The following is a 13,882-nucleotide window of genomic DNA, read 5'->3' as shown; positions in this document are numbered from 1 at the left end:
CAGGCACATCACACCGCACCTGACCTTGCCTCCCTCTCCCCACGGCCCGTAGCCTTGTCCGCATGATGTTGCACGGACGGCTCCGCACCCGCCGCTGACGGCGGACGCGACCCGGTTCTCACACCCCTCTCCTCCGCTGTCGGACGCATTCCATCCGACCGGCACCGTCAGCGTGCCTGCATCCAGGAGGATCCGTGCCCCGCACATCTCCCCTCTCGTCTGCCCCGCAGACCCCCACGACCACTCTGAACACCCCCGCCGGCGACCGCGCCCACCTGCGTGCCCGCGGCATCCACCACTCCCCCGGATCGCGTCCCCTCCTCACGGATGTCGACGTGACCGTGTCCGCGACGACGAAGCTGGCGGTCGTGGGCGAGAACGGCAGCGGCAAGACGACGCTGCTGCGCATCCTCACGGGCCGCCTGACCCCGGACGCGGGCACCGTCGAGCACGCCGGCACGATCGCGATCGCGGACCAGGAACTGCCCGCACCCGCCAACCTGACCGTCGGTGCACTGGTCGACGCGGCGATCCGCCCGGCCCTCGACGCCCTCGCCGCCTTCGACGAGGCCAGCGCCGCCCTGGCATCGGAGTCCCCCGGCGCCCCGGACGCCTATGCCCGCGCCCTCGACCGGTGCGTGCAGCTGGACGCCTGGGACGCGCAGCGACGGGTCGACATCGCCCTCGAGGCGCTGGGCGCGGTCACCGACCGCACGCGCCCGTTGGCGCACCTGTCCGTGGGCCAGCGGTACCGCGTGCGACTGGCCTGCGTCCTGGGCGCGCAGCCGGAGCTGCTGGTCCTCGACGAGCCCACGAACCACCTCGACACCGCCGGCCTTGAGTTCCTCACCGCCACCCTCACCAACCGCACGGGCGGCCTGCTCCTCGTCTCCCACGACGCGGCCCTGCTGGCGGACACGGCCCACGAGTTCCTGGACCTCGACCCCACGTCCGACGGACGGCCCCGGCTGTACGGCGGCGGCTGGGACGGCTGGCGGACCGGACGGGACCGCGAGCGCGACGCCTGGCAGTCCGCCTACGACGACCAGCAGGCCGAACACCGGCGCCTCCAGGAGGCTGTCGACCAGGCCCGCGGCCGCCTCACCTCCGGCTGGCGACCGGACAAGGGCACCCACAAGCACCAGCGTCAGTCGCGCGCGCCCGGAGTCGTGCAGGCACTGCACCGTCGCGAGGACGAGCTGCGCCGCCACGCCCTCAGCGTGCCCCCGCCCCCACCGCGGCTGACCGTGCCGGTGGGCACCACCCAGCCCGGCGCGCCGCTGCTCACCGCCGCCGAGGTCGCGGTCACCGACCGCTCCCCGCGTCCGGTGACCGTCCGGCTGGCCGGCGGTGACCGGCTGCTGGTCGTCGGCCCCAACGGCGCAGGCAAGTCGACGCTGCTCGCGGTACTGGCGGGCGGCCTCGGGCCCGATGTGGGGTCGGTGCGCCGGCACGGTGCGGTCCGCGTCGCGCATGTGCGCCAGGAGGACGGGCCCGAGCCCGGCGACGATCCGCGCGACCACCGGTCGCCGGGGCAGCTGCGCAGGCGGCGGCTGACCCGTGCGCTCGCGGAGGAACCGGACGTGCTCCTGCTGGACGAACCCACGAACCACCTGTCGATGGCGCTGGTCGACGACCTGCTGGCGGGCCTCGAGTCCGCGAGCGGCGCCGTCGTCGTCGCGACCCACGATCGGCAGGTGCTGCGGCGCCTGTCGGGCTGGCCACGACTGGATCTGGGCGCGTCCTCTTGCGGATCACGGGAGGCGACCGCCACCATGTGAGCATGGTCACTCGTGCACAGCACCTCCCGATGCCGCCGATCAACGCGCACGTGTCCTCGCTGGGCGGCTCCCCCATCCGCGCGCTGCTGGCGCTCGCGCAGGATCCGAACGTCATCAGCTTCGGCGGAGGGGCGCCGGCCAGCGAGAGCTTCGACGTCGACGGGATCGGCAAGTCGTATCAACGGGTGCTGGAGGAGCACGGGGCCCGCGCGCTCCAGTACTCGTCGACGGAGGGCGAACCGGAGCTGCGCGAGGCGATCGCCGCGCGGATGACGCACAACGGGCTGCACTCGGAGGCGGACGACGTGCTCATCACGTCCGGCTCTCAGCAGGGCCTGGGACTCGTCGGACAGGTGATCCTCGATCCGGACTCGATCGTCCTGACGGAGAACCCCACGTTCGTGTCCGCCCTGCAGGCGTTCGCCCTGTCGCGCGCCCAGTTCCGGCCCGTCGACACGGATTCCGGCGGACTGGTGCCGGAGGCGCTCGAGGCCGCCATCCTGCAGTACCAGCCGCGGGCGATCTACCTCATCCCCACCTTCCAGAACCCCACCGGGGTGACGATGCCGGAATCCCGCAGGCGCGAGGTCGCGGACATCCTGGCCCGCTACAACATCTGGCTCATCGAGGACGACCCGTACTCGGAGCTGCGGTACGACGAGTGGACGATGACCCCCATCAGCGCGGACCCGCGCCTGCGGCAGAAGTCCCTGTACCTGGGGACGCTGTCGAAGGTGCTGGCGCCGGGTCTGCGGATCGGGTGGATCCGCGGGCCCCAGGAGGTGCTCGACACGCTCGCGACGACGAAGCAGGGAACGTCGCTGCAGACGTCGACGATCGACCAGCTGGCGGCGGTCGACTGGCTCACCCACAACGACCTGGACGCGAAGCTGGTGCCCGTGCGGGCGGAGTACCGGCGCCGTCGCGACGCGATGGTGCAGGGCCTCGACGCCGTCCTGCCCGACGGGTACACGCTCAACACCCCCATGGGCGGCATGTTCCTGTGGGCCAACCTGCCGGAGGGCTTCGACGCGAACGAGTCGATCACCGACGCGGTGCAGGCGGGCGTCGTCTACATCCCCGGCGCGCAGTTCTACGTCGCAGATCCGCGTCCGTCGACCATCCGGCTGAGCTTCGTCTCCAACCCTGTCGAGACGATCGCGGAGGGGCTGGAGAGGCTGGGCACGATCTTCCGCTGACCTCGCCGAGGCCGTGGGAGTGACAGACTGAGGCCATAGTTCCGTGCGCGCGGCCAGCGCCGTGCCCCTCCGACCCTCCCGGGAAGGTTCCTCCGATGGAAGCGTTCACCTCGTTCATCACCAGTGTCGACGGGTTCCTGGGCTACGTCCTCGTGGCCGTCCTCGTCCCCGTCGGCCTGTACCTGACGGTCCGGACCGGCGTCGTCCAGCTGCGATTGCTGCCGGAGATGTTCCGGCTGATCCGCGAGCCCGCGGGCCACGATGCGGACGGGAAGAAGCAGATCTCGCCGTTCCGCGCGTTCTGCATCTCCGCGGCCAGCCGCGTGGGCACGGCGAACATCACCGGCGTCGCACTGGCGATCAGCGTCGGCGGCCCCGGCGCGGTCTTCTGGATGTGGGTGACCGCGGTGGTGGGCGGCGCGACCGCGTTCGCGGAGTCCGCCCTGGGCCAGCTCTACAAGGTCAAGGACGGCGCCGCCTTCCGCGGCGGCCCCGCGTACTACATCACGAAGGGGCTGAATGCCCCTGCGGTCGGCGCGCTCTTCGCGGTCATCGTCGCGGTCGTCTACGGCATCGTCTTCAACACCGTTCAGTCGAACTCGATCACCGACTCGCTGGCGGCGAGCTTCGGCACGGAGGCCTCCGGCAGCGGCTTCTCGATCATCGTGGGCCTCGTCCTCGCGGTGGCCGCCGGCATCGTCTTCGTGGGCGGCGTGCAGCGCATCTCCGCGATCGCCTCTGTCATCGTGCCGGTCATGGCGGTCCTCTACCTGATCCTGGGCATCATCGTCGTGATCCTCAACATCGGTGCCATCCCCGCGATGCTGGGCACGATCGTGACGGACGCGCTGGGCTTCCAGTCGATCGCCGGTGCGGCGCTGGGCACGATCATGATGGAGGGCATCCGGCGCGGTCTGTTCTCCAACGAGGCCGGCATCGGCTCCGTCCCCAACGCCGCCGCGACCTCGTCCGCCTCGCACCCGGCGAAGCAGGGACTGGTGCAGTCGCTGGGCGTCTACTTCGACACGCTCCTCGTCTGCTCGATCACGGGCTTCATCGTCCTCCTGTCGAATCCGGAGTACGGCACCCCGCAGGGATCGCAGCTCACGCAGACCGCACTCGCCGCCCAGGTGGGCGAGTGGGGCGTCCACTTCCTCACCTCCGCCATCTTCTTCTTCGCCTTCAGCTCGATCCTGGGCAACTACTACTACGGCGAGACGAACATCGAGTACCTCACGCGGAAGAAGGGCGCGCTGACGGTCTACCGCCTCATCGTGGTGGCGGCCGTCTTCGGCGGAGCCGTCGTCGCCCTCGATGCCGTGTGGACGGCGGCGAATATCGCGATGGCGATCATGGCGTTCATCAACCTCATCGCGGTGCTGCTGCTGAGCCCGGTCGTCCTGCGAGTCCTGCGCGACTACATGGATCAGCGTCGGGCCGGGCAGGAGCCGCTGTTCCACCGCGACCGGATGGCCGACCTCCAGGGCATCGACGCGTGGGACGGCACGGACGAGGTGACGCAGCCGGAGTTCTGGGAGAAGCACCGCAACCGCAGGTCCTGATCGCCGGAGGCACAACCTCCTCGCAGTGCGTCACGTCGGAGGGCGGTCCGACTCTGTGTGGAGCGCTGCTCCAGCGTCAGGAGAGATCCAGCGCCTCCGCCACCTGTGCGACCTGAGCACGGGCGACGGGATCGAGACCCAGCAGCGGCCTCGGGAGCGTCGGAGCGGTCGAGAGTCCGCGCAGTTCCGCGAGCGCGGCGACCACGCGCAGGCTGCCGCCGTGCGCCGCGAACAGGTCCCACAGCGGGGACAGTCGGTCGGAGGCGCGCTGCGCCGCCTCGCGATCTCCCTGGCCGGCGGGATCCGAGATCGTCCGCGCGGCCTGCGGGACGGTCCCCGCGATGACGGAGTACCACGCATCGCAGCCGGCGATGAGGCCGCGAGCCGCGTGGGCGTCGCCGGACACCCCGATCGTCACGTGGTCGGGGATCCGCGCGCGGATCTCCGCGACCCGGCGGGCCGCCGCATCCGCACCGGCGGGGACACCGGGGATCTTGATCGACGCGACGCCGGGAAGCGTTGCGATCGCCGCGTAGAGGTCGTCGTCGAAGGTGAAGCGGGTGACGGTGGGGTTGTCGTAGACCGCCAGCGGGACGGACAGGTCCCGGGTCACGTCCTCGAAGAGCGCGTACACCTCGTCGCGGGTGAGCGGGTGGTACGACATCGGGGCCAGGAGGACACCCGCGGCACCGGCCTCCTGCGCGTCCTCGACGTGCCTGCGGACATCGCGGGTCCGCAGCGCGCCCACCCCCACGATCACGGGGGTGTCGCCCGCGTGCTGGACCGCGGTGCGCGTGACGTCCCTGCGCTCCTCCCGCGAGAAGTACGCGTAGAGCCCGGTCGATCCCAGCACGGTGATCGAGTCGACGCCGGCGTCGCGGACGTGTGCAGTGATGCGGGCGCAGGCCGCCAGGTCCGCGCGGTCGTCGATGACAGGGGTGAGGGGGAATGCGCTCAGTCCGGTGAACACGGGGCGGTCTCCTTCGATCGGTGGTGTGCGGGGCGCGCGCCCACGAGTCGCATCGCAAGGCCCGGACCCACGGTCAGCGTGCCCTGCGGCACGGCCTCCGGCCGCGAGGCTCTCTGACCTATATCGCTCATACCGCACAGCATAGTGCGGTGCTAGTTTTGTCATATGCCAAAATCCGATGAAGGATCCGTGCACCACGACGACTACTCCCCGGCCACGACCGTTGCGGAATTCCGGACCCGCCTCGCGCAGGTGCGCCACCGGATCGCGGCCGCAGCGCTGCGGGTGGGCCGCGACCCCCGGGACGTGCGCCTGCTGCCCGTCAGCAAGACGGTCCCCGAGGACCGCATCCGGCTCGCAGTGGAGGCGGGCTGCACGCAACTGGGCGAGAACAAGGTCCAGGAGGCGAAGAGGAAGTCGGAGAACCTCGCAGATCTGGACGTGCAGTGGTCGGTCGTCGGCCACCTGCAGACGAACAAGGCGCGCGATGTCGCTGCCTTCGCCTCGGAGTTCCAGGCGCTGGACCGCCTGCGCGCAGCCGCGGCACTCGATCGGCGCCTCCAGGCGGCCGGGCGCAGCCTGGATGTGCACGTGCAGGTCAACACCTCCGGCGAGGACTCGAAGTACGGCCTCCCGCCCGAGGAGGTGCCGGCATTCCTCGCAGAGCTGCCCGCCTTCACCGCACTGCGCGTGCGCGGGTTCATGACGCTCGCGACCCTCACGACGGACGCGGGTGACGTGCGCGCATGCTTCCGCCTCCTCCGCTCGATCCGCGACCGGGCGCGCGAGGAGAACCCCGACCTCATCGGCCCGGGCGAACTGTCGATGGGCATGTCCGGCGACTACGAGATCGCCGTCGAGGAGGGCGCTGACTGCGTGCGCGTGGGCCAGGCCATCTTCGGCTCGCGCTCGACCCCGGACTCCCACTACTGGCCGGGAGGGTGAGCCCCCTCACGCACCCTTGTAATTCAACTTTCAACTATCTACACTGGAGGCATCACCGCCCGACCCACCGCTGGAGTCACCATGAGCATCGCCCCCACCCTCGACAAGACCCTCAACCCCGCGACCACGATGGGCGCCGTCACGCTGCACGTGGGCGACCTGGAGACCATGAGCGCGTACTACGCGAATGCGCTGGCCCTCACGCCGATCGAGGAGCGCAGCCAGGGCCGTGACGTCGTCCGCGTGCTGGGCCGCGGCGGTGTCCCGCTGCTGCGCCTCATCAAGACGGCGGGCCTCCCCGGCGTCGACCCCTCGCAGGCCGGCCTGTTCCACACCGCGTTCCTGTTCGAGGACGAGGCCTCCCTGGCCGCGACCGTCGCACGTGCCGCACAGCACCCGGCCAGCCGCTTCGTGGGCTCCAGCGATCACCTGGTGAGCGAGGCGTTCTACTTCACGGATCCGGAGGGCAACGGCATCGAGCTCTACCGCGACCGCCCGCGCTCCGCGTGGACGTACCAGGCCAACGGCGAGGTCGACATGGCTTCGATCTACCTGGATCCCAACCGCTACCTGCAGCAGCACCTGACGGAGGAGGCCCTCACGCACGCGGAGGACCACGCCGGCATCATCGGCCACGTCCACCTGCAGGTGGGCGACATCGCGCAGGCGCGCGACTTCTACGTGGGTTCCCTGGGCTTCGAGACGATGCTGGGCTCGCACCCCGGCGCGCTCTTCGCCTCGGCCGGCGGCTACCACCACCACGTCGCGATGAACACGTGGAACAGCCGCGGTGCGGGGCCCCGTGCCGCCACACTGGGCCTGGGCGACGTGTCGATCACGGTGCCCGCGCGCGAGGACCTCGAGTCGGTCGCCGCACGCCTGACCTCTGCGGGCCTCCAGAGTGCGGATGACGGCGACCGCGTCACCGTCCGCGATCCGTGGGGCACGCACGTGACCGTCGCACTGCCCGGCACGAGCGTCGAGGACCTGCTGGAGCGCTGAGCGCCTCTCAGCACTCCACGACGTTGACGGCCAGGCCGCCCATCGCGGTCTCCTTGTACTTGTCGCTCATGTCCGCTCCGGTGGCCTTCATCGTCGCGATGACCTCGTCGAGGCTCACGAAGTGCTCGCCGTCGCCCCACATCGCCATCTTCGCCGCGTTGATCGACTTGCCCGCACCGATCGCGTTGCGCTCGATGCACGGCACCTGCACCAGACCGGCGATCGGGTCGCACGTGAGGCCCAGGTTGTGCTCCATCGCGATCTCCGCCGCGTTCTCCACCTGCTCGACGGTGCCGCCCAGCACCTGGGCCAGGCCGCCGGCCGCCATCGACGACGCGGAGCCCACCTCGCCCTGGCAGCCCACCTCGGCACCGGAGATCGAGGCGCCCTCCTTGTAGAGCACGCCGATCGCGCCGGCGGTCAGCAGGAAGCGCACCGTCGCCTCCGCACGCGCCTCATCCCCGCCGTCCACGACCCAGTCGACGTAGTGGAGCGCGTAGTGCAGCACCGCCGGGATGATGCCGGCGGCCCCGTTCGTGGGTGCGGTGACGACCCGGCCACCACTGGCGTTCTCCTCGTTGACGGCCAGCGCGATGAGGTTGACCCACTCCTGGTAGTAGCGCGGATCGCGGTGCGGGTCCTCCTCCTTGAGTCGCAGGAACCAGTCGTGCGCGCGCCTGCGCACCGTGAGGCCGCCCGGCAGGTGGCCGGAGCGGTCCAGGCTGTTCGCAGCGCACTCCTCCATCACCTGCGCGATGTGCAGGAGTCCCTCCCGCACCTCCGCCTCCGTCCGGCCGGCGCCCAGCTCGTTCGCCAGCATGATCTCCCAGATCGCCAGGCCCTCCTCCCGCGCGATCCGCAGGAGGTCGTCGCCGGAGCGGAAGTCGTACGGGGTCGCGGGCTCCCGCGCGGAGTCGCCCGCGGCCGTGCCCAGCACCGCCTGCTCCTCATCCGACTGGGTGACGACGAAGCCGCCGCCCACGGAGTAGTAGATCTCGTGCGTGAGCTCCTCGCCCGTCCCCGTGCGCGCCCGCAGCTCGAGCGCGTTCGTGTGCCGCTCCAGGACGGTGAGCGGCCGCTGCCGCATGTCCGCGACGGTGAACGGGATCTCGACGCGATCGCCGAACCGGACGATGCCGGTCTCCGCCATCCGCGCGGACCGCTCGTCCACCTCGTCGGGCAGCACCTGATCCGGCTGGCATCCCTCGAGGCCCAGCAGGATCGCATCGAAGGTGCCGTGGCCCCTGCCGGTCGCCGCCAGCGAGCCGTACACGTCGACCTCGAGGGCGCGGACCTCCTCGATCCGCTCCCCCACCAGGTCGACGAAGCTCGCCGCCGCTCGCATGGGTCCCACCGTGTGCGAGCTCGAGGGCCCGATCCCCACGGTGAACAGGTCGAAGACACTGATGGGCATGTCTGCCTCCAAACGCATGGAATCGTCGCGGATCGCCGTCGATCCGCTGTCGTGGGGCCGCCGAGGCCCCGGCCGGGCGAGTGCGCGGGGCACCTGCCCGGTCACCGCCTCAGGCCAGGTGGTTGGCCTCCGCGTAGGCCTTGTCGTCCAGCAGCGGGCCGGCCGCGGTCACGGCGACCTCGAACAGCCAGCCGTCGCCGTACGGGTCCGAGTTGAGGATGCCCGGGTTCGCGGACACCAGCTCGTTGACGGCCGTGACCTCGCCGGTCACGGGCGAGAAGAGGTCGGAGACCGTCTTCGTGGACTCGACCTCACCGCAGATCTCGCCGGCGGTGACGGTGGCGCCCACCTCCGGGATGTCCGCGTAGACGACCTCGCCCAGCGCATCGGAGGCGACCGCGGTGATGCCCACCCGGAGCGTCGCGCCCACGACCGCGTCCGCGGTGGCGTTCACCCACTCGTGCTCGGCGGAGTAGGAGTACTGCGGGGGCAGCGGGGGCAGTTGTGCCATGAGGGACCTTCTTCGTGTCGGGGTGTGCGGGAGACTCAGGTGTGCAGGTGTCCGGGTGTGCAGGTGCGAGCGGGGCTGCGCAGCGGCTGAACGGGACCGGCCGCCGCGCGGGGCGTCAGGCCCGCTTGTAGAACGGCGTCGGCACGACGCGGAAGGGGTGCGACCTGCCGCGGATGTCGACGTCGAGCTCCGTGCCCTTCGCCGCATGCGCCCGGTCGAGGAACGCGAGCGCGACGGGGTGGCCCAGCGTGGGCGAGGGCTGACCCGAGGTCACCGTGCCCACCTCCTGCCCGTCGATCAGCACGGCGGATCCGGCGCGCGCGGCCCGGCGGCCGTCGGACGCGAGTCCCACGAGCACCCGCTCGGGCTCCGACTCGGCCTGCCGCTCGATCGCCTCGCGGGCGAAGAGGTGCTCGCGCTTCAGCGCGTTCACCGCCATCTTCCCCATCCCGATGTCCGCAGGCGTGGTCTGGAGCGTGATCTCGTTGCCGTACAGCGGCATGCCCGCCTCCAGCCGCAGCGAGTCGCGGGAGGCCAGCCCGCACGGCGTCAGATCGATGCCGGCACCCTGGGCACCGGCGACCAGCGCCTCCCAGACCGGCTGGGCGTCCGCGTTGCCCAGGTAGATCTCGAACCCGTCCTCGCCGGTGTACCCCGTGCGGGCCAGCAGAACCTCGACCTCGCCCGAGGCCGTCGCCAGTCCCGTGGTCATCCACCCGTAGTAGCCCAGCTCCTCGATCCCCTGCTGGTCGGCCTCGCGGGCGACCGTGCGGACCACGGCCTCGGACCGGGGTCCCTGCACGGCGACGAGGGACGTGTCCGCGGACTCGTCCGTCACCGTCACGTCCGCCCCCGGCACCCGCTGGGAGGCGAACTCCTCCGCGCGGGCGACCAGGGCCTCGGCGACGGCGGGGGCGTTGCCCGCATTGGGCACGACGAGGAACTGATCGTCCGCCAGCCGGTAGGTGATGAGGTCGTCCAGGACACCGCCGGAGGCGTCCAGGATGAGGCCGTACTTCGCACGGCCCACCGTCACGATCGAGTACTTCGCCAGCAGGGCGAAGTCCAGGAACGCAGCGGCGTCCGCACCGGTCACCCGCACCTCGCCCATGTGGGAGAGGTCGAAGATGCCGGCGGACTCACGGACCGCGCGGTGCTCGGCCAGCTCGGATCCGTACTTGAGCGGCATGTCCCAGCCGCCGAAGTCGGTGAAGGAGGCCCCCAGCTGCGCATGCAGGTCGTGGAGGGCGGTGGACTTGGTCATCGGTGACTCCTCAGGAAGCGTCGGGGTGGGAGGCGGGTGTCTGGATCAGACGTTCTCGAACGCCTCCGGCGGCGGGCACGAGCAGACGAGGTTGCGGTCGCCGTACGCGCCGTCGATCCGGCGGACCGGCGGGAAGTACTTCGTGAGGCGCAGGCCCTGCACCGGGAACACAGCCGTCTCACGCGAGTACGGCTGGTCCCAGTCGTCCATGACGCACGTCGCGGTGTGCGGCGCGTTCTTCAGCGGCGAGCCCTCGTAGTCGTACTCAGTGCCGATCGCGTCGATCTCCGCGCGGATCGAGACCATCGCCTCGATGAAGCGGTCGATCTCGCCCTTGTCCTCCGACTCCGTGGGCTCCACCATGAGCGTGCCCGCGACAGGGAACGCGAGCGTGGGCGCGTGGAAGCCGTAGTCGATGAGTCGCTTCGCCACGTCCTCCGCGGTCACGCCGGTCTGGGAGGTGAGCGCGCGCAGGTCGAGGATGCACTCGTGCGCGACGAGCCCCGTGTCGCCGGAGTAGAGCGTGGGGAACACGTCCGCCAGCTTCTTCGAGACGTAGTTCGCCGTCAGCAGCGCCATCCGCGACGCCTCCGTCACGCCCTCGCCGCCCATGAGGCGCAGGAACGCCCAGCTGATGGGCAGGACGCCGGCGGAGCCGAACATCGAGGCACTGATGGGGTTGCCCAGGTCGTCGTCCTCGCCCGCGACGTGGCGGGGGTCCGTCGCGTCACCGGGCAGGTAGGGGGCCAGGTGCTCACGCACCGCGACCGGGCCCACGCCGGGGCCACCGCCGCCGTGCGGGATGCAGAACGTCTTGTGGAGGTTGAGGTGCGAGACGTCGCCGCCGAACTCGCCCGGCTGAGCCAGGCCCATGAGCGCGTTGAGGTTCGCGCCGTCCACGTAGACCTGGCCGCCCGCGTCGTGCACCTTCTGGCAGACCGCGCGGACGTCCTCCTCGAAGACGCCGTGCGTCGACGGGTAGGTGATCATGATCGCCGCCAGCTGGTCCGCGTGCTTCTCGATCTTCGCGTCGAGGTCCTCGAGGTCGATCGACCCGTCCGCCGCCGTCTTGACGACGGCGACGTCCAGTCCGGCCAGTACAGCGGAGGAGGCGTTCGTGCCGTGCGCGGACTGCGGGATGATGCAGATGCGGCGGTCTGCATCGCCGTTTGCCAGGTGGTAGCGACGGATCGCCAGCAGGCCCGCGAACTCGCCCTGCGAGCCGGCGTTGGGCTGCAGCGAGACGCGGTCGTAGCCGGTCACGTCGACCAGCAGGTCCTCGAGCTCCTGGATGAGCTCGCGCCAGCCGGCGGACTGCTCCGCGGGGACGAACGGGTGGATCGAGGCGAACTCCGGCCAGGTGATGGCCTCCATCTCGACCGCGGAGTTCAGCTTCATCGTGCACGAGCCCAGCGGGATCATCGTGCGGTCGAGCGCCAGGTCGCGGTCCGCCAGCGTGCGCATGTAGCGCATGAGCTGGGTCTCCGAGCCGATCGAGCGGAAGATCGGGTGCGTGAGGAACTCCGTCGTGCGGTGCAGGTCCTCGCTCCAGGCCGGGGCCGCGACGGCGGCGTCCCCGAAGGAGCCCTGACCGGCGGCCTCGAACGCGTCCGCGTCGAGGGTGCGGGCGGCACCCAGAGCGGTCAGCACCGCGTTCGCGTCCGCGACGGTGTGGGGCTCGCCGAAGCTCACGGCGACCGTCGTGCCGTCGATCCGGCGGATGTTGACGCCCGCGGCCTCGGTCGCGGCCACGGCCGCGTCCGCATCCGGGACGGTCAGTGCGACGGTGTCGAAGAACTGTGCGTCCTCACCCGCGGCCAGCGACGTGCCCGCGGCGGCGACGGCGGCCTCGGCGAAGCCCGTCGCCAGCCGGTGGATGCGGGAGGCGATCCGGGTGAGGCCCACGGGGCCGTGGTAGACGGCGTAGAAGCTCGCGACGACGGCCAGCAGTGCCTGCGCGGTGCAGATGTTGCTCGTCGCCTTCTGGCGGCGGATGTGCTGCTCGCGCGTCTGGAGGGCCAGGCGGTAGCCGGGCTTGCCGTCCGCGTCGTGGCTCACGCCCACCAGGCGGCCCGGCAACTGGCGCTGCAGGCCGGACTTCACGGCCATGAAGGCGGCGTGCGGGCCGCCGAAGAACAGGGGGACGCCGAAGCGCTGGGCGGAGCCCACCGCGATGTCCGCGCCCTGCGAGCCCGGGTCCTTGAGGAGGGTGAGCGCCAGGAGGTCCGCGGCGAAGGTGACGAGCGCACCGCGCTCCTTCGCACCGGCGATCGCGTCGTCGAAGGTGCGGATCGCACCGGTCGTGCCCGGCTGGGCGACGACGATGCCGAACACGTCCTCGCCCACGAGGCCCTGCGACAGGTCCTCGACGCGGACGGAGAAGTCCATCGCGCGGGCCCGCACGCGGACGATCGCGATCGACTGCGGGTGCAGCTCCGAGTCGAGCACGACCGTCGTGCCCTTCTTGGAGGCGCGGCGCATGAGGAGGACGGCCTCGGCGACGGCGGTCGCCTCGTCCAGCAGCGACGCGTTCGCGATGTCGAGGCCCGTGAGGTCCTGCACGGCCGTCTGGAAGTTGAGGAGTGCCTCGAGGCGGCCCTGGCTGATCTCCGGCTGGTACGGGGTGTAGGCCGTGTACCAGGCGGGGTTCTCCACCACGTTGCGGCGGATCGCGGCCGGCGTGATCGTGTCGTGGTAGCCCTGACCGATCATCTGGACGCGCATCGTGTTCTTCGATGCGAGCTCCCGCAGGCGGTCCTGCGTCTCCTTCTCGCCCAGTGCGGGGAACGCGAGCGGGGACCCCTGTGCGATGTTCGCCGGCACCGCGGCGGCGGCGAGCGCCTCGAGGGACTCGAAGCCCAGCTCTGCGAGCATCTCCTGCGTCTGCTGCGCACGCGGGCCGATGTGGCGGTCCGCGAACGGACGGGCACCGTCGCCGGACGTCGCGGTCACATGGGCGAGCGCGGCGGCCGCGTCGGGGGTTCGGATCTCTGCACCAGCGGTCATGGGTCTCCTCCGTGGATGCGCCCATCCACGGGGACGGACGCGTTGCGGTTCGTCCTCCCCGCTCTGTCGACGTCCCGACCACCACGGGGGTGGCGGCGGTCCGCTCCAGAGTCGCCTGCACGATGCGCGGTACTGGGCCTGAGAGATTCCCGGGGAGGGATTGCACCTTCGGCGCCGCGTCAGCGGCTCTCCCACGCAGTGTCATTGCGGCGGTCACAGACAGGATAG

10 protein-coding genes and 1 riboswitch are annotated in these 13,882 nt (G+C 71.1%); of the genes, 5 read left to right on the top strand and 5 right to left on the bottom strand.

Annotated elements, in window-relative coordinates; genetic code table 11:
- Positions 1-194: 194 nt before the first annotated feature.
- From HGBR_RS06640 to HGBR_RS06630, 3 genes are all read left to right on the top strand, one after another.
- Positions 195-1,781, top strand: a complete 1,587-nt coding sequence (locus HGBR_RS06640; protein WP_019158553.1) for an ABC-F family ATP-binding cassette domain-containing protein — start codon at positions 195-197, stop codon at positions 1,779-1,781.
- 2 nt (positions 1,782-1,783) lie between these two features.
- Positions 1,784-2,980, top strand: coding sequence for an aminotransferase-like domain-containing protein (locus tag HGBR_RS06635; RefSeq protein ID WP_040364751.1), 1,197 nt, complete (start codon positions 1,784-1,786; stop codon positions 2,978-2,980).
- A 95-nt stretch (positions 2,981-3,075) separates the two neighbouring features.
- Positions 3,076-4,542 carry an alanine/glycine:cation symporter family protein gene (locus HGBR_RS06630; protein WP_019158551.1) on the top strand — a complete coding sequence of 489 codons (1,467 nt, stop codon included), beginning with the start codon at positions 3,076-3,078 and terminating at the stop codon, positions 4,540-4,542.
- Positions 4,543-4,618: 76 nt separating this feature from the next.
- Here the strand turns inward: HGBR_RS06630 and HGBR_RS06625 are convergent, their stop codons facing one another.
- Positions 4,619-5,512 carry a dihydrodipicolinate synthase family protein gene (locus tag HGBR_RS06625; RefSeq protein ID WP_019158550.1) on the bottom strand — a complete coding sequence of 298 codons (894 nt, stop codon included), beginning with the start codon at positions 5,510-5,512 and terminating at the stop codon, positions 4,619-4,621.
- A 189-nt stretch (positions 5,513-5,701) separates the two neighbouring features.
- Here HGBR_RS06625 and HGBR_RS06620 point away from each other — a divergent pair, with 189 nt between their 5' ends.
- Both HGBR_RS06620 and HGBR_RS06615 read left to right on the top strand, forming a co-directional pair.
- Positions 5,702-6,457: a YggS family pyridoxal phosphate-dependent enzyme gene (locus tag HGBR_RS06620; protein WP_019158549.1), complete on the top strand. Its 756-nt coding sequence runs from the start codon at positions 5,702-5,704 to the stop codon at positions 6,455-6,457.
- A gap of 81 nt (positions 6,458-6,538) precedes the next feature.
- On the top strand, positions 6,539-7,459 hold the full coding sequence (locus HGBR_RS06615; RefSeq protein WP_019158548.1) for a VOC family protein: 921 nt from the start codon (positions 6,539-6,541) through the stop codon (positions 7,457-7,459).
- 7 nt (positions 7,460-7,466) lie between these two features.
- On the opposite strand, the gene HGBR_RS06610 is transcribed toward HGBR_RS06615, so the two are convergent.
- From HGBR_RS06610 to gcvP, 4 genes are all read right to left on the bottom strand, one after another.
- The gene (locus tag HGBR_RS06610) at positions 7,467-8,873 is read right to left on the bottom strand and encodes an L-serine ammonia-lyase (protein WP_019158547.1); all 1,407 of its coding nucleotides are present in this window, start codon (positions 8,871-8,873) and stop codon (positions 7,467-7,469) included.
- 109 nt (positions 8,874-8,982) lie between these two features.
- Complete coding sequence (gene gcvH, locus HGBR_RS06605) at positions 8,983-9,375, bottom strand: glycine cleavage system protein GcvH (protein WP_390620763.1); 393 nt, start codon at positions 9,373-9,375, stop codon at positions 8,983-8,985.
- 124 nt (positions 9,376-9,499) lie between these two features.
- Positions 9,500-10,648, bottom strand: a complete 1,149-nt coding sequence (gcvT, locus tag HGBR_RS06600) for a glycine cleavage system aminomethyltransferase GcvT (protein ID WP_019158545.1) — start codon at positions 10,646-10,648, stop codon at positions 9,500-9,502.
- A 45-nt stretch (positions 10,649-10,693) separates the two neighbouring features.
- Positions 10,694-13,654, bottom strand: coding sequence for an aminomethyl-transferring glycine dehydrogenase (gene gcvP / locus HGBR_RS06595; RefSeq protein ID WP_019158544.1), 2,961 nt, complete (start codon positions 13,652-13,654; stop codon positions 10,694-10,696).
- Between the two features lie 117 nt (positions 13,655-13,771).
- Positions 13,772-13,858, bottom strand: a riboswitch (glycine riboswitch).
- Between the last annotated feature and the right edge of the window lie 24 nt (positions 13,859-13,882).

Source organism: Brevibacterium senegalense (assembly GCF_000285835.1).
Taxonomy (GTDB): Bacteria; Actinomycetota; Actinomycetes; order Actinomycetales; family Brevibacteriaceae; genus Brevibacterium; species Brevibacterium senegalense.
This window is presented reverse-complemented; position numbering and strand designations above follow the sequence as displayed.

Coding starts and splice junctions, on each gene's coding strand:
- HGBR_RS06635 (WP_040364751.1), top strand. CDS start 1,784: ATGGTCACTCGTGCACAGCACCTCCCGATGCCGCCGATCAACGCGCAC.
- HGBR_RS06630 (WP_019158551.1), top strand. CDS start 3,076: ATGGAAGCGTTCACCTCGTTCATCACCAGTGTCGACGGGTTCCTGGGC.
- HGBR_RS06615 (WP_019158548.1), top strand. CDS start 6,539: ATGAGCATCGCCCCCACCCTCGACAAGACCCTCAACCCCGCGACCACG.
- HGBR_RS06610 (WP_019158547.1), bottom strand. CDS start 8,873: ATGCCCATCAGTGTCTTCGACCTGTTCACCGTGGGGATCGGGCCCTCG.
- gcvT (WP_019158545.1), bottom strand. CDS start 10,648: ATGACCAAGTCCACCGCCCTCCACGACCTGCATGCGCAGCTGGGGGCC.
- gcvP (WP_019158544.1), bottom strand. CDS start 13,654: ATGACCGCTGGTGCAGAGATCCGAACCCCCGACGCGGCCGCCGCGCTC.